Below are 17,863 nucleotides of genomic sequence, written 5' to 3'. Positions count from 1 at the left end.
TGCGCGCCGGAGGCCGGCTGCGCCCGCCGCATCCGCCGGGGCCTTCCCCTCCGACGTTTCTGGAGTCTTGCATGGAATACCAATGGAATTGGGGCGTGTTTCTGCTCCCGAGCGCGGTCAATGACGGCACCTACCTGGACTGGATGATCGCCGGCCTGCAGACGACGCTGTCGCTGTCGCTGTCGGCGTGGATGATCGCGCTGCTGCTGGGCGCGGTGGTCGGCGTGCTGCGCACCGTGCCGCATCGCGGGCTGGCCTTCGGCGCGACAGCCTACGTCGAGATGTTCCGCAACATCCCGCTGCTGGTGCAGCTCTTCTTCTGGTACTTCGTGCTGCCCGAAATGCTGCCGACTGCGGCCGGCGACGCCTTCAAGGCGCTGAACCCGATCGCGCAGCAGTTCGTCGCGGCGATGGTGTGCCTGGGCTTCTTCACCAGTGCGCGCGTCGCCGAGCAGGTGCGCTCGGGCATCAACGCCCTGCCGCGCGGGCAGAAGAACGCCGGCCTCGCGCTGGGTCTCACGCTGCCGCAGACCTACCGCCACGTGATGCTGCCGATGGCCTTCCGCCTGGTCGTGCCGCCGCTGACGTCCGAGTTCCTCAACGTGTTCAAGAACTCCGCGGTGTGCTCGACGATCGGGCTGCTCGAACTCGCCGCGCAGGGCCGCCAGCTGGTCGATTACACCGCGCAGCCCTACGAGTCCTTCGTCGCGGTGACGGTCGCCTACCTGATGATCAACGTCGTCGTGATGCTCCTGATGCGCAAGGTGGAAGTCCTCGTGCGCGTCCCCGGTTACCTCGGAGGCAAGTGAAATGTTCGGTTCCTACGAATTCGACTGGTCGTCGATCCCCGGCTCGCTGAACTTCCTCGGCCAGGGCCTGCTGGTGTCGCTGGAGATCACCGCGCTGGCGATCGTCGCCGGCATCGTGTGGGGCACGCTGCTGGCGATGGCGCGCCTGTCGTCGATCAAGCCGCTCGCGTGGGCCGCGGCCGGCTACGTGAACCTTTTCCGCGCCATCCCGCTGGTGATGGTGCTGCTGTGGTTCTTCCTCATCGTGCCGAAGTTCCTCGAGAGCTTCCTTGGCCTGCCGCCGGGCTCCGACGTGCGCCTCGCCTCCGCGATGATCGGCTTCGCGCTGTTCGAGTCCGCCTATTACGCCGAGATCATCCGCGCCGGCATCCAGTCCGTGCCCAAGGGCCAGCTCGCCGCCGCCCACGCGCTGGGCATGAGCTACCCGCAGGCCATGCTGCACGTCGTGCTGCCGCAGGCCTTCCGCAACATGGTGCCGCTGCTCCTGACGCAGGCGATCATCCTGTTCCAGGACACCTCGCTCGTCTATGTGTCGGCGCTCGCCGATTTCTTCGGCGCGGCCTACAAGGTGGGCGACCGCGACGGCCGGCTCGTGGAGCTGGTGCTCTTCGCCGGTGCCGTCTATTTCGTCCTGTGCTTCGCGGCCTCGCAGGGCGTGCGCCACTTCCAGCGCCGCCTGCAGCGCGCCTGAGCGCCGTCGCGTCCTCTACCGAACAGCTACGCATTCAAGGATATCGTCATGATCACGATCGACAAGGTCAGCAAGCATTACGGCAACTTCCAGGTCCTCACCGATTGCAGCACCCACGTCAATAAGGGCGAGGTGGTCGTCGTGTGCGGCCCCTCCGGTTCCGGCAAATCCACCCTCATCAAGTGCGTGAATGGCCTCGAGCCCTTCCAGGACGGCCAGATCCACGTGAACGGCACCTCGGTCGGCTCGCCCAAGACCAACCTCTCCAAGCTGCGTTCGCATGTCGGCATGGTGTTCCAGCACTTCGAGCTGTTCCCGCACATGACGATCCGCGACAACCTGACGCTCGCGCAGGTCAAGGTGCTCAAGCGCGACAAGGACGAGGCGGCGGAAAAGGGCCTGTACTTCCTCGACCGCGTCGGCCTCAAGGCGCACGCACACAAGTTCCCCGGCCAGCTCTCGGGCGGCCAGCAGCAGCGCGTCGCGATCGCCCGTGCGCTCGCGATGGACCCGATCTGCATGCTGTTCGACGAGCCCACCTCGGCGCTCGACCCCGAGATGATCAACGAGGTCCTCGACGTCATGACTGAGCTGGCGCAGGAAGGCATGACGATGATGTGCGTCACGCATGAGATGGGCTTCGCGAAGCGCGTCGCGCACCGCGTGATCTTCATGGACCACGGCAGGATCGTCGAGGACGACAGCAAGGAAGCCTTCTTCGCGAACCCGCGTTCTGAGCGTGCGCAGCAGTTCCTCGCGAAGATCCTCCAGCACTGAGGTTTGGCGGCACGAGGCGGGGATTCGCCAGCCGCACTGAACTTGTGTAATGGTGCACGCCGTACGGCACTTAACGTCGCTCCCTCCCCTTCAAGGGGGTGGAGCAGGGGTTTCGCGGAGCGCAGCTCCGTGCCTGCGGAACGGCGGAGCGAAGCGGAGACTCCCGGGTTGGGGTGGGGATGGGTGGACTCCGCAGCGTCTGCAAGAAACCCATCCCCATCCTGTCCTTCCCCTTGAAGGGGAAGGAACCTGCTAATCGCGCCTTGCGAACTCCAACCACGATGAGGTTGTCGTGCCGGGCAATGGCATGTCTCATTGAGAGCCCGCCTCTACACTAGAATCCCCGCACCGCCCTTCAACCGTTATCGATGCCCCCGCGCCCACGTCTCCACGTCGCCGCCCGTCTCGCGCTGGTCGCCCTGTGCATGCTGCTGGCGGGCGTCGCCGTCCATCACTTCAGCGCCCGCGCCGGCCTCGCCGCGCTGCGTGCCGACACGCGCCACGACCTCGATCTGTTGGCGACAGCGGTCGACGGGTCCGTCACGCGCTACGAACATCTGCCCAGCGCGGTCGCGCTGAGCAGCGAGGTCCTCCACCTGCTGCGCGCAGCAGAGCTGGAGCGCGAAACGCTTCAGCCCGCCGCCAACCACTACCTCGAACGGCTGAACAGCTTCTTCGGCGGCCTGGCGATCTTCGTCCTCGATACCGAGGGCACGGTGGTCGCATCCAGCGACTGGATCTACTCCGACAACCTGCTCGGGCAGAACCAAAAGCTGCGCTCCTACTTCCAGGCCGCCGTGCGCGGCGCGCCGGACCGCTACTACGCCATCGACGAGACGCGCAACGAGGCCGGCTACTTCTTCGCTCACCCGATCCGCGACGAAGGCCAGGACTGGCGCGTCGTCGGCGTCGCGGTCGTCAAGATCGGCCTCGCCGATCTCGAGCGCCGCTGGATGCCGCGCAACGAGCCGGTGCTGCTGGCCGACGCCAACGGTGTCGTGATCGTCGCGTCGGTGCCGGACTGGAGATACACCGCGCTGCGGCCGCTGAGCGGCGAGGTCGCCGCCGAGATCGGTGCCACCCGCCGCTTCGCCGAGCACGTGATCCGGCCCTTTCCGGCCGCACTCGGCATGCCAAGCGCAGGCGAGTCGCTCCTCGTCTCGTTTCCAGAAGCGCCGACGCTCGCCGGCGAGCGCCGCCTGACGGCGCGCGATTTCCTCGTGGAGACGCGCCTGCTGCCGGGGACCGGCTGGCAGCTCATGACCTTCGCCGACTTGCGCGGGCGCCGCGCCGATGCCCTCACCGACGCCGCGCTCGGCGCCGCCGCGACGGGCTGCGTGCTGCTGCTTGGCCTCTTCCTGCAGCAGCGCCGGCGTACGCTGAAGAGCCGCGCCGAAGCGCAGGCCCTGCTGCAGAAGGCCAACGCCGAACTGGAGCAGAAGGTGAGCCTGCGCACCGCCGACCTCACCGCCGCGAACGAGCGCCTGCGCGCCGAGGTCGCCGAGCGCGAGCGCGCCGAACAGACGCTGCGCGCCGCGCAGGACGAACTCGTGCAGGCCGCCAAGCTCGCCGTGCTGGGCCAGCTCGCGACCGGCATCACGCACGAGCTCACCCAGCCGCTCGGCGCGCTGCGCACGCTGGGCGGCAACGCGATCGAGTTCATGCGCCGCGGCGACCAGGCGACCGCGCGGGGCAACCTCGAAATCATGGCGACGCTTGTTGACCGCATGGGCGAGATCATCGATCCGCTCAAGACCTACGCGCGCAAGTCACCCGCCCGTCCCGCGTCCGTCGATGTCGCGCATGCGCTGCGCAGCGCGCTGTTCCTGCTCGACCAGAAGCTGCGCCGCGCCGGCGTCGCCGTCGACAACCGCTGCGAGCCGGGCAGGGCGCTCGCGTGGTGCGACCAGAACCGCCTGGAGCAGGTGCTAGTGAACCTCATCGGCAACGCGGTCGACGCGATGAGCGACAGCCCCCTGCGCACGCTGCGCATCGAAGCCGACGCTGCGCCTTCCGGGAGGCTCCTCGTGCGCGTCATCGACAGCGGGCCCGGGCTGTCGGATGATGCACTCGCTCACATCTTCGAACCCTTCTTCACGACCAAGCCGGCCGGCGTGGGCCTCGGGCTGGGCCTCGCGATCTCGCAGGACATCGTCCGCGACTTCGGCGGCGACCTCTCGGCCGCGAACCACCCCGAAGGCGGCGCCGTCTTCACGCTCGACCTGCCGACGGCCGGAGAACACCAGGCATGACTCCCCCTCTCGCGTCCCAATCGAACCCGGTCGCCGATCTGAAGGTCCTCGTCGTCGAGGATGACCCCAACGTGCGACTCGGCTGCGTGCAGGCGATGCAGCTCGCCGGCATCCCGGTCGACGGCGTCGCCTCGGCCGAAGCAGGCCGCCGCATCGTTGGGCCGGACTTCCCCGGCGTCGTCGTCACCGACATGCGCCTGCCCGGCATCGATGGCCTGCAGTTCCTGCGCGAAGTCGTCGCACAGGACACCGCGCTGCCCGTCATCATGATCACCGGCCATGGCGACGTGACGCTCGCCGTCGAGGCGATGCGCAGCGGCGCCTACGACTTCATCCCCAAGCCCTTCTCTCCCGAGCACCTGGTCGAGGTCGTGCGCCGTGCGCTGGAAAAGCGTGCGCTGACGATGGAAGTCGAAAGCCTGCGCCGCCGTCTCGACCACCGCGACGCCATCGAGGCCCGCCTGATCGGTCGCTCGCCGCAGATGGAGACGGTGCGCCGCCTGCTGCTGGAACTCGCCGACACCAGCGTCGACGTGCTCATCGTCGGCGAGACCGGCACCGGCAAGGAAATGGTGGCGCGCTGCCTGCACGACCTCAGCAGCCGCAGCGCCGCGAACTACGTCGCGCTCAACTGCGGCGGCTTGCCGGACAACCTCATCGACAGCGAACTCTTCGGCCACGAGGCGGGCGCCTTCACCGGCGCGCAGAAGCGGCGCATCGGCAAGATCGAGCACGCCAACGGCGGCACGCTCTTCCTCGACGAAGTCGAGTCGATGCCGATGGCGGTGCAGATCAAGCTCCTGCGCGTGCTGCAGGAACGCATGGTCGAGCGCCTCGGCTCCAACGCGCTGATCCCGGTCGCCTGCCGTGTCGTCGCCGCGACCAAGGAAGACCTGCGCGAACTCGCCGACCGCCAGAAATTCCGCCCCGACCTGTACTACCGCCTCAACGTCGCCCGCGTCGAGTTGCCGCCGCTGCGCGAGCGCCGCGAGGACATCCCGCTGCTGCTTGAACACTTCATGCTGCACGCCGCGCAGGTGCATCAGCGCGCGATCCCGCAGATCGCCCGCGAGCAGCTGCAGCAGCTGATGGCCCACGACTGGCCGGGCAACGTGCGCGAGCTGCGCAACGCCGCCGAATGCCTCGTCCTCGGCCTGCGCCGCGACTTTGGCGCCGCGCCCACCCCCGACGCCCGCGGCGCCTCGCTCGCCGAAGCGGTCGAGAACTTCGAGCGCTCGCTGATCGCCGCCGAACTGCGTCGCCAGAACGGCAGCCTGTCGCGCACCAGCGAAACCCTGCAGGTTGCGAAGACCACGCTGCACGACAAGATCCGGAAATACGGCCTCGCCGGGTAGCCGGTCCGGGCCTGTGGGAGCTTCAGCCGCGAATGGGCGGTGCCACCTGCGGCAACGCCATTTCGCGGCTGAAGCTCCCACGTGGAGCTCCCTCTAAGACTGCGACGAGCCATGCGGCCATCGGCACCTGGATCGTTCAGCGGCTAGAATCGGCGGGTTCCCTTACCCTGAGGACAGCCCCATGACCATCCTGCGCGACAAGCTCTACATCGGCGGCCGCTGGGTCGCCCCGGCCGGCTCCGGCCTCATCGACGTCATCGATCCGAGCGACGCCTCGGTCTACGCTCGCATCCCCGAAGGTACTCCCGCCGATGCGGAAGCCGCCATCGCAGCAGCACATGCGGCCTTCGATGCATGGTCCCGCCTGCCGGCCGTCGAGCGCGCCGACTACGTCGAGCGTGTCGCGACCGGACTCGAGGCCCGCCGTGACGAGCTCGCCGCCGCGATCGCGCATGAAGTCGGCATGCCGCTGAAGATGGCTGGGCGCTTCCAGGTCGCCGGGCCGGTCGGCAGCTGGAAGCACTACGCGAAGCTCGCGCGCGAGTTCCAGTGGGAAGAGCGCGTCGGCAACTCGCTCGTCGTGCGCGAGCCGATCGGCGTCGTCGGCGCGATCACGCCGTGGAATTTCCCGCTCAACCAGATCTCGCTGAAGGTCGCGCCCGCGCTCGCCGCCGGCTGCACGGTCGTGCTGAAGCCCTCCGAGGTCGCGCCGATCAACGCCTTCATCCTCGCCGATATCATCGCCGAAGCGGGCCTGCCGGCGGGCGTGTTCAACCTCGTGACCGGCTACGGCCCGGTCGTCGGCGAAGTGCTCGCGTCCGATCCGCGCGTCGACATGGTGTCCTTCACCGGCTCGACGCGTGCCGGCCGCCGCGTCGCCGAACGCGCCGCGGCAACCGTCAAGAAGGTCGCGCTCGAACTCGGCGGCAAGTCCGCCGCCGTGATCCTCGATGACGCCGACCTTGCCGCCGCCGTGAAGGGCACGGTCTCGAACTGCCTGCTGAACTCGGGCCAGACCTGCTCAGCACACACCCGCATGCTCGTGCCGCGCGCGAAGCTGCAACAGGCCGCCGAACTCGCCGCCGCCGCGGCTTCTGCGTTCAAGGTTGGTCCGGCCTTCGCCGAGGACAGCAAGCTCGGCCCCCTCGTCTCCGACGTGCAGCGCGAGCGCGTGGTCGGCTACATCCGCCGCGGCGTCGAAGAAGGCGCGAAGCTCGTCGCCGGCGGCCCGGACGCAGCACCCGCCGGGAACGGCTTCTTCGTCGCCCCAACGGTGCTCGTCGTCGAGGACCGCAAGGCCACCGTCGCGCAGGAGGAGATCTTCGGACCCGTGCTAGTGATCCTGCCCCATGACGGCGACGAGGATGCGATCGCGCTTGCGAACGACTCCATCTACGGTCTGGGCGGAGGCGTGTGGGCGGGCAGCGAAGAACATGCACTCGCCGTCGCGCGGCGCATTCGCAGCGGCCAGATCGACATCAACGGCGCGCCCTGGAATCCCCGTGCGCCCTTCGGCGGCTTCCGCCAGTCCGGCCTCGGGCGCGAGAACGGCGTCTACGGGCTTGAGGAGTTCCTCGAATACAAGTCCATCCAGCTGCCGCAGAAGGCCTGACGCGCGCCGCTCTCAGTAGCCGCCGCGTCCGGGAGTCGGGGCGCGGCGGGCGCGGAAGTCGGGCGTCAGCCCTATCGTGGCGGCGACATCCGCCGCGCCCGTCGCCGGCACCGCAAGCTGCCGGGCGGTTGCCTGCTCGCTGCCTTCCAACCGGGGATGCCAGACGCGCAAGCTGTAGTCCCCTCCCGGTAGTCCGCCGAGCGTCGCCTTGCCGTCGGCGCCCGTCTTCGCGAAATGGGGACTTTCGGACACGTAGATGTAGCCGACCATCCAGTCGTGGATGTTGCATCCGAGGATCACGACACCGGGCTTGTCGAAGAGCACGGGCGATGCGGATGTGCCGCTGTAGAGCGGCAGTTCGAACGCCTTCGCGGGCGAGAACGAATAGACGTGATGCCGGATGTTGTCGTTGTTCGGGAAGGTGACCCGCGTGCCGACCTGAATGGGCAGCACGTACGGGACGAATTCCTTGTTGCGCTGGTCTTCTTCCGCAGTGCCGGGCAGGATGGCTGCTCCCGCCGCTCCGCCGGCCGGCACCGCGACCACGACCGCGTCGGCAACGGGCTTGCCATCGCGGTCGTGCACCGCGGCACGGATATCCCCGGCCACCGCGGACGCCGCCGGCAGCGCCAGCGCGCACGCCATCAGGACGCCGCAGGCCGCGTGCGTCGCAAGGTGGCCGCGGACTCGGGCAGGAATGCCGGATCGTGTCTTCATCGCCATCAGAACCCGTAAAGGTAGGTCGCGCGGAACAGGTTTCCGCTGTATTCGATGCCGCCGTCGGCGCGACTGTCGCGGTATTCGTAGCCCAGGCTGACCGAGCCCTGGCGGCCCACCTCGCGGCTCAGGCCGATGCTGAACACCTGCGTGCGTGCCGGCATCGTATATGCATAGGTATTGTCGCCGAACACCGGGTCGGGCGCGATCGCGCTCGACGCCAGGAAAATCGGCAGGTTGCGCTGCGTCGTCGACACGATGTCGCCACGATGCCAGGCGTAGCCGACCGACACGAGATAGCGTGGCGCGTACGCAAAGTCGGCGCCGATCCCCGCGCTGCGGCTGCTCAAATCGAAGACGTTGGCGCGGATGAAGGGCACCACGCGCGCGGGCACGTCGTCCGATTCGCGCCGCTCCGTGCGCACGAACGCCCGCAGCGCGAGGCGATCCGACACGCGCTTGCTCGCCTCGGCTTCGGCCGCATACAGCCATCCGTCCCGCAGGCGGTTGTCGTACTCCAGCCGCGCCGCCGAGCCGGTCAGCGCGAACTGCGGCACATAGGGGCCCAGTCCGAACCGGTGGCGGTAGCCCAACGCGAGGCCGGCATTGATGTTGTCGAGGCCGTCGTAGTGACGATACTTCGTGCCCGCCAGTGTGCCCTTCAACGACAGGCTGTCGTGGTCGGTGAGCTGGAAGCGCGGACCGCCCGAGGTCGAAAGCGAGAGCGACAGGTCGCCCTTGATGTCCCGCCCGAGCTGCGCACGCGTGAGGTTGTCGTCATACACCAGCTCGACGCCGACCTCGTCGAGCGCTGCCGCCGACGCCTGGACTGCGCACAGGACCACTGCGAGGCAGGCAAGCCTCCCATCGATCTTCATGTCATGTCTCCTTCGTCGTCATGCTGCGCTGCACCCCAGCGCCAGCGAGCCAGGGTTCGAGCGACTCGGCCGGCAGCGGCTTGCAGATATGATAGCCCTGCAGGTAATCGCAACCCATTTTGTACAGCAAGCCGCGCACCTCCTCCGTCTCTACGCCCTCGGCAACGACGCTCAGCCCCATGTTGTGGGCGAGGTCGATCACCGAGCGCACGATCGTCATGTCGTCCGGATCGCTCGCCATGTCCATGACGAAGCTCTTGTCGATCTTCAGCTCGGCCACCGGCAGTCGTTTCAATTGCGAGAGGGAGGAATAGCCCGTGCCGAAGTCGTCGATCGACATTCTGAATCCCATTTCGTGCAAGCGCGTCACGGTCTCGAGCGCGCGTACCGGGTCATCGACGATCGCGCTTTCGGTGATTTCCAGCAGGAACCATTGAGGTGCCGCCCCATGGCGCGCCAGCAGCTCGCCGAAACGCTGCGGCAGCTCGCGGCCGAGCAGGTCGCGCGCCGAAAGGTTGATCGAAACATCGATCGCCAGCCCCGCCGATCGCCAGCGCGCGCATTGCTCGAAGGCGCGATCGGTGACCCACTGGGTGATCTCGCGGATACTGCCGGTCTGTTCCGCGAAGGGGATGAACTGGTCGGGCGGCACGAAACCGCGCACCGGGTGCTGCCAGCGCACCAGCGCCTCCACGCCGGTGATTGCTTCGCCGGCGAGATCGAGGCGCGGCTGGTAATACAGCACGAACTGGTTTTCCTCGACAGCCTGGCGCAACTCCCCGGTGAGCGATAGCCGGCCCTGGTTAATCGCTTCCGCGTCGAAGCCGACGTCGTAGACCGCGCAGCCCATGCGCTTGCGCTTCGCCACATACATCGCCGCATCGGCCCGGCTCATCAGCACCACGGGGTCGTCGCCATGTTCGGGGAAGGTCGCGATACCGATGCTGCCGCCCACATCGAGCTGCCGGCCCTCCACCACGACCGGGGCCTCGAAGGCCTGAAGGATCCGCCGCGCCGTTGCCTCCGCCATCGCCTCGCTGGCGGTCGGCAGCAACACGGCGAACTCGTCGCCGCCCAGGCGGGCGGGCGTATCCGAAGCACGCACGAGAACCGTGCGCAGGCGCTCGGCGACTTCACACAGCAGACGATCGCCGACGTGATGGCCCAGCGTGTCGTTCACCTCCTTGAACCGGTTCAGGTCGATGAGCAGCACGCTCACCGGTTGCCCGAGCCGGCGGGCGAGGCCGATCGCCTGCTGCAGACGCTCATTGAACAGCGCGCGGTTGGGCAGGCCGGTCAGCGCATCCTGCAGGGCCATCGACTTGATCTGCTGCTCGCGTGCAGCAATCGCAAGGCGCATGCGGTTGAAGCTCGCGGCCAGCTCGCCCAGCTCGTCGGAGCGGGTCGCCGGCGGCCCCTGGTCGTATTCGCCGCGTTCCATCCGGCGAGCGAATTCGGCCAGCGCCGACACCGGCCGCGAAATGCTGCGCGCAATCAGCAGGCTGCCCGCCACCGTCGCGCACAAGCTGAAGGCTGCGAGCGCAATCAGGACCACGCGCAGCCCGTCGAAGCGCGCGATCGCGTCGCGCAATGAGCGCTGCAGGACGGCAACGACGGCGGCGTCCGCCTCGCGGCCGAGGACCGAACCCGACAGCAGGAATTCGGCGCCGAGGAGGTCGGGAGCAATCGGCGGAGCGGCGGTTCCGGCCGGGCGCCCCAAGGCTTCGAGGAGAGCGCTGGACGCCTGCGACGGAAGGGTCGTCGCGGCAACACTCCACCCGCGCTCGCGCGCCCAGGTCGCGAAAGAGACGTCCAGCCCCGTGAGCAGGCCGAGATCCTGAGCGAGCTTGTTGTCGACGCTGAATGCCACCATCACCCACGCGACCGGAACAGGCGCCAGCACCGGCACGACGACGAGCTGGAAGGGCACGTCCCCGATCAGCGCGATCGTGGATGCAGCCCCCCTGCGTTCGGCATCCGCGACCAGGTGCGGAAACGGAAACAGCTGCCGTTCTGCGACACTCCCCTGTGCCGTGGTTTCCCCAATCACTCGACGGTCGAGTCCGATCAGCATCATTTTCGCAGCGCCAATGCGCGCGCCGTGATTGTTCAGTGCCGACACGATGGTCGCATGGTCGCTGCTCATCAGCGCCTGACGCAGACCGAAGTCCGAGGCCAGCACGCTCGCGGCCGTCGTCAACTGCTGGGTGCGATCCTCCATCACCCGCACGAAGATCCGCCGTCCGATATCGACTTCCTTGCGCACCGATTCCCGCGCGTTCTCCGACACTGCCCAATTCAGCGCAAGCAGGGTCACGAGCTGGATCGCCACCAGTAGCAACGCGACGAAGACAATGACCTGATGCGCGACAAAGCGCGTCATGCTCACGCGGCCGGCGAACAGCCCGCGAACAGCCTTCCGCGCAGCGCATAGGAGGTGGGCGAGGCGCTGGGCGATGCACGACGGAGAGGAGCAGGGCAGGTGTGCAGCCATGAGAGTCAGCCGCCCCTTCCGCTCAGGAGCGGCGGCGCGGCGCGCTCGGCGACGGCGTTCGATGACATGTGCTGGCGCTCGTCCTGGGGGGGCGCGGCCTGTGAAAGCCGAAGGAATGGGTGCGGGCGTCTCCGGCAGTTCAGCTACCGCGAACGCACCGCATCCGCTTCTCCCGTGTGCCTGGGAGTGCTGATCGGTTACCGATTCTTACGGCAAGGATACGAGAGATCTTTGACTTCTATCAATGCGGGCTGTTACGTACTTGTGCGGGCCGTTCGCGAGTCCCGCGGCGGGAAATTGTTCGACGGGCGTGTTCCGGCTACACCCAGCCCAGCGCGCCGACAGTCGCACCGACGACGATCATCCAGATCGGCGCAAGCCGCGTCTTGAGCGTTACCGCCATCGTCGCCACGATCAGCGCCAGCGCCCCGAGCCGGTGTTCCGGGGCCGTGATGAAGGGCAGGCTCAGCAGCCACCCGGTGGCGAACACCAGCCCGACCGACACCGGGGCCAGCCCCGCAGTGAAGGCGCGCACGGCCGGAGCATCGCGGCGCTGTGCCCCCCAGCGGCTGACGCCCAGCGACAGCAGGGTGGACGGCAGCAGGATGCCGATCAGGGCAGCGGCGGCGCCGAGCACGCCCGCCACCTGGAAGCCCAGCACCGGCACGAACAGCACGTTCGGTCCCGGCGCCGCCTGCGCCAGCGCGATCGCAGTCGTGAATTCGGCGTCGTCTAGCCAGCCGCGGTCGGCCACGAGGAAGCGATGCATCTCGGGCGCCGTCGACATCGCGCCGCCGATCGACAGCAGCGACAGCATCAGGAAGCGCAGGAAGAGGTCCAGGAGGTCGCCCGGCGGAAGGTTCGTCATTGGCGGGCCCCTTCCTCGCGCGCGATGCACCAGCGTGCGACGCACCACCCGGTCGCGCCCAGTCCGAGCACCACCCACGCGAGCGGCGCGCGGAACACCGTTACCGCAACCAGCGTCGTCACCCCGAGCAGCGCACACAGCCAGGGGCCAAGCGCATTGCGGCGCAATGTGCCGAGCATCTTCAGCGCCATCGCGAGAATCAACCCGGCCGCGACGGCCCCCATCCCGCGCAGGGCGCCTGCCACGGCCGGGAAGCTCGCGAGCTCGTTGTAGCTCGCGGCCAGCGCGATCACCAGCACCAGCGGCGCGAACAGCATCCCGCTGATCGCGGCGAACGCGCCGCGCCAGCCGAAGAAGCGGTCGCCGAGCATGAGCGACAGATTGACGACGTTGGGGCCGGGCAGCAGTTGCGCCACCGAATAGGCATCGACGAACTCCTCCCGCGTCATCCAGCGCCGGCGGTCGACGAGCTCGCGCTGCGCGACGGCGAGCACGCCGCCGAAGCCCTGCAGTGCAAGCACGGTGAAGGCGACGAACAGATGGAGCGGCGAGCGCGGGCGGGGGTGGTCTGGCGCGGCGGATGTCACGGTGTTTGTTCTTGCTGTGGGCGCGGGCCGGAGATCGGCCGCGGTCGAACGCGAGAGCTTAGCGCAAAGGGGCAAATCCGGAGCGCTCTCCGGTAGCGACCTGCCCTCCATATATGTTTGCGCCGTCACGGCCGGGATATTTTTTCCGATTCCGTAGTCAACTTCATTGCCGGTGCCGTGGGGCCAAGGTTGCATGTCGTGCACGTCGCAGTCGCGAGAGCAGCCGGGAACATGCAGACGCGGCATGGTCCGCCTGCCGAAGCGGTTCTCCCCACGCGGCTCCGGCGACCGTCTCCCTCGGTTCCGCCGAACCAGGCGGCGGCGTCAAGCACAACAAATTTCCCGCGATGACCTGCGCACCACCCGCTTCCGCGTCCAGTCTGCGCATCCCGGCGTCGAACCCGCTAGTCCGCGCAGGACTAGCCCTGGTCCTCTCGTGGGCTGCGGCGCTCGCCGCACAGGCGCCTGGCGTGCAGGCGAGCGTTGACGCCGACGGCGTGCAGCGCGTGGCCATCGTCGGCGGCAGCTATTTCTTCAAGCCCGCGCGGGTGACCGCCAAGGCCGGGCAGCCACTGGATCTGACGGTCAGAATGGAAGAGGGGATCGTCCCCCATCGCTTCGTCCTCGAAGATCCTGTCGGCAAGCCGGTCGCCGACATCGAGCTTGCTGCGGCACCCAAGACCTTGCGGCTCGTGCTTGCGCCGGGCGATTATCCTTTCACCTGCCCGAACCGTCTGCTCATGTTCAAGAGCCACCGCGAGCGTGGCATGTCGGGAATGCTCGAGATCCGCGAGTAAATCACGCATCGAAGCGGAAACCCGTCTTTGGTCGCGTCCTCTAAGTATGGTGGGAAGAACAGATCCGAAAGACGAGCCTGGAGCCCCCTGTCATGCGTACCGTCCTACCGTTGGTGCTCGCCGCCTTGCTCGCGTCCTGCGCCACGCCCGCCGAGCGTGCCGCACAGGTCGAGCGCGAAGTCGAACAGATGATCACCGTCTACGGCCCGGCTTGCGAAAAACTCGGCTACAAGGACGACACCGACCAGTGGCGTGACTGCATCCTGCGGCTCAACGCGCAGGAGCGCTACGACCGCTACAGCCGGATGCCGACCTCGACCAGCTGCGTCGGGCATCGCGGCTTCTTCCACTGCACCACCTTCTGAAGCGCTCATGCGCGAGCCCTGCGTGCCCGATTGCATGGAGATGATCGCCGCCATCCGCTCCTCGCAGGGCGAGGGGCGCCTGCACCGAGGGGGCGACACGTGCGTTGGCTGATGCTCGCTCTTGCCCTGGGCGCCACCGGCCCCGCCGCGGCGGACCTGTTGCACGACGCCCAGGCACGCTTCCGCACACTCGAAAGCTACCGCGTCACGCTGCGCTCCCGGGCTGCCGACGGCCAGCCGCAAGTGATCGTCTACGCCTACCGCAAACCCGGCTGGATACGCATGGACTTCGTCGAACCTCATCGCGGCGCGGTCATCATCTACGACCCCGCCACCCGCCGCGTACACCTGTGGCCATTCGGCAAGGACCACTTCCCGCGCCTCAACCTCGCCCCCGACAATCCGCTCATCCGCAGCGCCGGAGGCCACAGCGTCGATCACTCCGACGTCGGTGCGCTGCTCGCGAAGCTCATCGAATTGCGCGCCCAAGGCACCATGACCGACCCCGCCGATGCCGCCATCGCAGAGCGCCCCGCGCGTTATGTTGAAATCACCGGCGCCTCCGCCGCCAAGGTCGACGGCGTGCATCGTTACCGCCTATGGTTCGAGCAGGACTCCCTGTTCCCGCTCAAGGTCCAAAGCTACGATACGGCGCTCGAGCTCATCGAAACCGTCGACATGAGCGACGCCGAACTCGACCCCGTCTTCCCCGAGCATTTCTTCACCCCATGAATGGGAGGAAGCATGCGATCCGCGGCCACCAACCAATACCACCTCACCACCCTCTGGCGGCTGGGGGCTCCCGTCGAGACTGTCTGGGACGTCATCACACACCCCGAACACTGGCCGGATTGGTGGGCCGGCGCCGAATCGGTCGTTTCCCTCGAAGACGGTGACGCCGACGGTGTCGGCGCCCGCCAGCAATACATCTGGAAGGGGCGCCTGCCATATCGCCTGCGCTTCATCAGTTGCGTCACCCGCGTCGAGCGCCATCGCCTGCTCGAAGCGAAAGTCGCTGGCGAAGTCGAAGGCATTGGCCGCTGGCACTTCGTCTTTCAGGACGGGGCCACGACCCTGCGTTACGAATGGCTCGTTCGGACCAATCCGCTCTGGATGAACGTCCTTGCCCCGCTCGCGCGGCCGGTGTTCCGCTGGAACCACAACGCCCTCATGCGCGCGGGCGGCATCGGCCTCGCCCGCCACCTCGGCGCACCACTTCATCGGCACGAGAGCCGGTCCGCATGATCCTCCACCATCCGCTCGCCGCCGCCGTCTGCGCCGGCTTCATCGCCGGCACTGTCGCCACCTTCGCCCAGATGCTGCTGTGGTGGATAGAAGGAACCCCCGTCATCGCCACCCTGCTGCGCGACGCTCGCCTGACCGCCGCCGTCGTCATGGGCCCGGGCGTGCTCCATCACGCCCCCGGTTGGCGCTGGGACGTCCTTATATGGGCCACTGCCATCCACTTCACCCTGTCGGTCATCTACGCACTGATAGCGTGGCCCGTCGCCCGCGCCATGACCCTCTCCGCCGCGATCGGCCTCGGCGCCCTCTATGGTGCAGCGATCTACGTGATCAACCTCCATGGCTTCACCCACGTCTTTCCCTGGTTCGACGTCTCACGCGGCTGGGTGACCACTCTTGCCCACCTCGTATTCGGCGCCTCGCTGTTCGCAGGCTGCGCCGTCCTCGCCCACCGGCTGCGTCACCCGCGCCGACTTGGACGGCCGGGCCGTTAGCACGCGAATCCGGCAGCACGGAAATTCGCCAAGTAATCTTTTTCAGATCCCCCGCAAAAAGCGCTTGACGGTTCAATTGAGGTCTATATAATTCGCGCCTCTTCAGCGCTGCAGCGGTTTGTGCGGTGGCGGTGGGGGCAGGAAAGAGAGGTTGGTGCGGTGGCGGTGTAAAAAATAAATCGCTGCGGTGCTTGACGAAGTGAAGTAAGTTTGTCAGAATCTCTTTCTCGCTGCTTCGGCGGCGGTTCTTTAAAAAATTGGACAACCGATAAGTGTGAGTGCTTGGTTGGCGCGACCGAGACTGCTTCGGCAGTTTTAATGTTGCAAAGATTGAGTGCTCAACTGTAAGTCAGTAATGATTTCTTTGAGTGCTTTGTTGGATTGAACTTAAGAGTTTGATCCTGGCTCAGATTGAACGCTGGCGGCATGCTTTACACATGCAAGTCGAACGGCAGCGGGGGCTTCGGCCTGCCGGCGAGTGGCGAACGGGTGAGTAATGCATCGGAACGTACCCAGTCATGGGGGATAACTACGCGAAAGCGTAGCTAATACCGCATACGCCCTGAGGGGGAAAGCGGGGGATCGCAAGACCTCGCGTGATTGGAGCGGCCGATGTCGGATTAGCTAGTTGGTGGGGTAAAGGCCTACCAAGGCGACGATCCGTAGCGGGTCTGAGAGGATGATCCGCCACACTGGGACTGAGACACGGCCCAGACTCCTACGGGAGGCAGCAGTGGGGAATTTTGGACAATGGGGGCAACCCTGATCCAGCCATGCCGCGTGAGTGAAGAAGGCCTTCGGGTTGTAAAGCTCTTTCAGACGGAAAGAAAACGCTTCCCCTAATACGGGAGGTGGATGACGGTACTGTCAGAAGAAGCACCGGCTAACTACGTGCCAGCAGCCGCGGTAATACGTAGGGTGCGAGCGTTAATCGGAATTACTGGGCGTAAAGCGTGCGCAGGCGGTTGTGTAAGACAGGTGTGAAATCCCCGGGCTTAACCTGGGAACTGCGCTTGTGACTGCACGGCTAGAGTACGGCAGAGGGGGGTGGAATTCCACGTGTAGCAGTGAAATGCGTAGATATGTGGAGGAACACCGATGGCGAAGGCAGCCCCCTGGGCCGATACTGACGCTCATGCACGAAAGCGTGGGGAGCAAACAGGATTAGATACCCTGGTAGTCCACGCCCTAAACGATGTCGACTAGTCGTTCGGAGAGGTAACTCACTGAGTGACGCAGCTAACGCGTGAAGTCGACCGCCTGGGGAGTACGGCCGCAAGGTTAAAACTCAAAGGAATTGACGGGGACCCGCACAAGCGGTGGATGATGTGGATTAATTCGATGCAACGCGAAAAACCTTACCTACCCTTGACATGCCTGGAATCCTTGAGAGATCAGGGAGTGCCTTCGGGAGCCAGGACACAGGTGCTGCATGGCTGTCGTCAGCTCGTGTCGTGAGATGTTGGGTTAAGTCCCGCAACGAGCGCAACCCTTGTCGCTAATTGCCATCATTTGGTTGGGCACTTTAGCGAGACTGCCGGTGACAAACCGGAGGAAGGTGGGGATGACGTCAAGTCCTCATGGCCCTTATGGGTAGGGCTTCACACGTCATACAATGGTCGGTACAGAGGGCTGCCAAAGCGCGAGCTGGAGCCAATCCCTTAAAGCCGATCGTAGTCCGGATCGTAGTCTGCAACTCGACTACGTGAAGTCGGAATCGCTAGTAATCGCAGATCAGCATGCTGCGGTGAATACGTTCCCGGGTCTTGTACACACCGCCCGTCACACCATGGGAGTGGGTTTCACCAGAAGTAGGTAGCTTAACCTTCGGGAGGGCGCTTACCACGGTGAGATTCATGACTGGGGTGAAGTCGTAACAAGGTAGCCGTATCGGAAGGTGCGGCTGGATCACCTCCTTTCAA

The 17,863-nt window shown here is 66.4% G+C and carries 16 protein-coding genes and 1 rRNA gene; 12 read left to right on the top strand and 5 right to left on the bottom strand.

The window, feature by feature from the left end; genetic code table 11:
* Positions 1 to 71 precede the first annotated feature (71 nt).
* The 6 genes from U5817_RS18905 (at position 72) to U5817_RS18880 (ending at position 7,496) form a co-directional block, all read left to right on the top strand.
* Positions 72 to 809, top strand: coding sequence for an amino acid ABC transporter permease (locus U5817_RS18905; RefSeq protein ID WP_169130624.1), 738 nt, complete (start codon positions 72 to 74; stop codon positions 807 to 809).
* A gap of 1 nt (position 810) precedes the next feature.
* Positions 811 to 1,500 carry a glutamate/aspartate ABC transporter permease GltK gene (gene gltK / locus U5817_RS18900; protein ID WP_169130626.1) on the top strand — a complete coding sequence of 230 codons (690 nt, stop codon included), beginning with the start codon at positions 811 to 813 and terminating at the stop codon, positions 1,498 to 1,500.
* Between the two features lie 48 nt (positions 1,501 to 1,548).
* The gene (locus tag U5817_RS18895; protein WP_169130628.1) at positions 1,549 to 2,277 is read left to right on the top strand and encodes an amino acid ABC transporter ATP-binding protein; all 729 of its coding nucleotides are present in this window, start codon (positions 1,549 to 1,551) and stop codon (positions 2,275 to 2,277) included.
* Positions 2,278 to 2,645: 368 nt separating this feature from the next.
* Positions 2,646 to 4,529, top strand: coding sequence for an ATP-binding protein (locus U5817_RS18890; protein ID WP_407278425.1), 1,884 nt, complete (start codon positions 2,646 to 2,648; stop codon positions 4,527 to 4,529).
* The gene (locus U5817_RS18885) at positions 4,526 to 5,884 is read left to right on the top strand and encodes a sigma-54-dependent transcriptional regulator (protein WP_407278424.1); all 1,359 of its coding nucleotides are present in this window, start codon (positions 4,526 to 4,528) and stop codon (positions 5,882 to 5,884) included. Before U5817_RS18890 ends, U5817_RS18885 begins: the two co-directional genes overlap by 4 nt.
* 181 nt (positions 5,885 to 6,065) lie before the next feature.
* Positions 6,066 to 7,496, top strand: coding sequence for an aldehyde dehydrogenase family protein (locus U5817_RS18880; RefSeq protein ID WP_407278423.1), 1,431 nt, complete (start codon positions 6,066 to 6,068; stop codon positions 7,494 to 7,496).
* Between the two features lie 12 nt (positions 7,497 to 7,508).
* Here the strand turns inward: U5817_RS18880 and U5817_RS18875 are convergent, their stop codons facing one another.
* The 5 genes from U5817_RS18875 to U5817_RS18855 form a co-directional block, all read right to left on the bottom strand.
* Entirely contained in the window at positions 7,509 to 8,213 is a 705-nt protein-coding gene (locus U5817_RS18875; RefSeq protein WP_407278422.1) for a hypothetical protein, read from the bottom strand.
* 5 nt (positions 8,214 to 8,218) lie between these two features.
* On the bottom strand, positions 8,219 to 9,091 hold the full coding sequence (locus U5817_RS18870; RefSeq protein WP_407278421.1) for a hypothetical protein: 873 nt from the start codon (positions 9,089 to 9,091) through the stop codon (positions 8,219 to 8,221).
* Position 9,092: 1 nt separating this feature from the next.
* Positions 9,093 to 11,585, bottom strand: coding sequence for a putative bifunctional diguanylate cyclase/phosphodiesterase (locus U5817_RS18865; protein ID WP_407278420.1), 2,493 nt, complete (start codon positions 11,583 to 11,585; stop codon positions 9,093 to 9,095).
* A 319-nt stretch (positions 11,586 to 11,904) separates the two neighbouring features.
* Positions 11,905 to 12,453 carry a chromate transporter gene (locus U5817_RS18860; RefSeq protein WP_407278419.1) on the bottom strand — a complete coding sequence of 183 codons (549 nt, stop codon included), beginning with the start codon at positions 12,451 to 12,453 and terminating at the stop codon, positions 11,905 to 11,907.
* Positions 12,450 to 13,040 (bottom strand): chromate transporter, encoded by a 591-nt coding sequence (locus tag U5817_RS18855; RefSeq protein WP_169130640.1) that lies wholly within the window; start codon positions 13,038 to 13,040, stop codon positions 12,450 to 12,452. The genes U5817_RS18860 and U5817_RS18855 overlap by 4 nt, the downstream gene beginning before the upstream one ends.
* A gap of 347 nt (positions 13,041 to 13,387) precedes the next feature.
* On the opposite strand from U5817_RS18855, the gene U5817_RS18850 reads away from it, so the two are divergent.
* From U5817_RS18850 to U5817_RS18825, 6 genes are all read left to right on the top strand, one after another.
* Positions 13,388 to 13,837: a quinol oxidase gene (locus U5817_RS18850; RefSeq protein ID WP_407278418.1), complete on the top strand. Its 450-nt coding sequence runs from the start codon at positions 13,388 to 13,390 to the stop codon at positions 13,835 to 13,837.
* A 92-nt stretch (positions 13,838 to 13,929) separates the two neighbouring features.
* The gene (locus U5817_RS18845) at positions 13,930 to 14,202 is read left to right on the top strand and encodes a hypothetical protein (protein ID WP_407278417.1); all 273 of its coding nucleotides are present in this window, start codon (positions 13,930 to 13,932) and stop codon (positions 14,200 to 14,202) included.
* A 111-nt stretch (positions 14,203 to 14,313) separates the two neighbouring features.
* On the top strand, positions 14,314 to 14,934 hold the full coding sequence (locus U5817_RS18840) for a LolA family protein (RefSeq protein WP_407278416.1): 621 nt from the start codon (positions 14,314 to 14,316) through the stop codon (positions 14,932 to 14,934).
* 12 nt (positions 14,935 to 14,946) lie between these two features.
* On the top strand, positions 14,947 to 15,447 hold the full coding sequence (locus U5817_RS18835) for an SRPBCC family protein (RefSeq protein ID WP_169130647.1): 501 nt from the start codon (positions 14,947 to 14,949) through the stop codon (positions 15,445 to 15,447).
* Positions 15,444 to 15,941, top strand: a complete 498-nt coding sequence (locus U5817_RS18830; protein ID WP_407278415.1) for a hypothetical protein — start codon at positions 15,444 to 15,446, stop codon at positions 15,939 to 15,941. The genes U5817_RS18835 and U5817_RS18830 overlap by 4 nt, the downstream gene beginning before the upstream one ends.
* A gap of 383 nt (positions 15,942 to 16,324) precedes the next feature.
* Positions 16,325 to 17,860: ribosomal RNA gene (locus U5817_RS18825) — 16S ribosomal RNA — on the top strand.
* The last annotated feature ends 3 nt before the right edge of the window (positions 17,861 to 17,863 follow it).

The organism is Aromatoleum evansii (assembly GCF_045689615.1).
GTDB classification, from domain to species: Bacteria; Pseudomonadota; Gammaproteobacteria; order Burkholderiales; family Rhodocyclaceae; genus Aromatoleum; species Aromatoleum evansii.
Note: the sequence above shows the minus strand (reverse complement) of the source record. Positions and strands in the feature narration are given on the sequence as shown.

Coding starts and splice junctions, on each gene's coding strand:
- U5817_RS18905 (WP_169130624.1), top strand. CDS start 72: ATGGAATACCAATGGAATTGGGGCGTGTTTCTGCTCCCGAGCGCGGTC.
- gltK (WP_169130626.1), top strand. CDS start 811: ATGTTCGGTTCCTACGAATTCGACTGGTCGTCGATCCCCGGCTCGCTG.
- U5817_RS18895 (WP_169130628.1), top strand. CDS start 1,549: ATGATCACGATCGACAAGGTCAGCAAGCATTACGGCAACTTCCAGGTC.
- U5817_RS18890 (WP_407278425.1), top strand. CDS start 2,646: ATGCCCCCGCGCCCACGTCTCCACGTCGCCGCCCGTCTCGCGCTGGTC.
- U5817_RS18885 (WP_407278424.1), top strand. CDS start 4,526: ATGACTCCCCCTCTCGCGTCCCAATCGAACCCGGTCGCCGATCTGAAG.
- U5817_RS18880 (WP_407278423.1), top strand. CDS start 6,066: ATGACCATCCTGCGCGACAAGCTCTACATCGGCGGCCGCTGGGTCGCC.
- U5817_RS18875 (WP_407278422.1), bottom strand. CDS start 8,213: ATGAAGACACGATCCGGCATTCCTGCCCGAGTCCGCGGCCACCTTGCG.
- U5817_RS18870 (WP_407278421.1), bottom strand. CDS start 9,091: ATGAAGATCGATGGGAGGCTTGCCTGCCTCGCAGTGGTCCTGTGCGCA.
- U5817_RS18865 (WP_407278420.1), bottom strand. CDS start 11,585: ATGGCTGCACACCTGCCCTGCTCCTCTCCGTCGTGCATCGCCCAGCGC.
- U5817_RS18860 (WP_407278419.1), bottom strand. CDS start 12,453: ATGACGAACCTTCCGCCGGGCGACCTCCTGGACCTCTTCCTGCGCTTC.
- U5817_RS18850 (WP_407278418.1), top strand. CDS start 13,388: ATGACCTGCGCACCACCCGCTTCCGCGTCCAGTCTGCGCATCCCGGCG.
- U5817_RS18845 (WP_407278417.1), top strand. CDS start 13,930: ATGCGTACCGTCCTACCGTTGGTGCTCGCCGCCTTGCTCGCGTCCTGC.
- U5817_RS18840 (WP_407278416.1), top strand. CDS start 14,314: ATGCTCGCTCTTGCCCTGGGCGCCACCGGCCCCGCCGCGGCGGACCTG.
- U5817_RS18835 (WP_169130647.1), top strand. CDS start 14,947: ATGCGATCCGCGGCCACCAACCAATACCACCTCACCACCCTCTGGCGG.
- U5817_RS18830 (WP_407278415.1), top strand. CDS start 15,444: ATGATCCTCCACCATCCGCTCGCCGCCGCCGTCTGCGCCGGCTTCATC.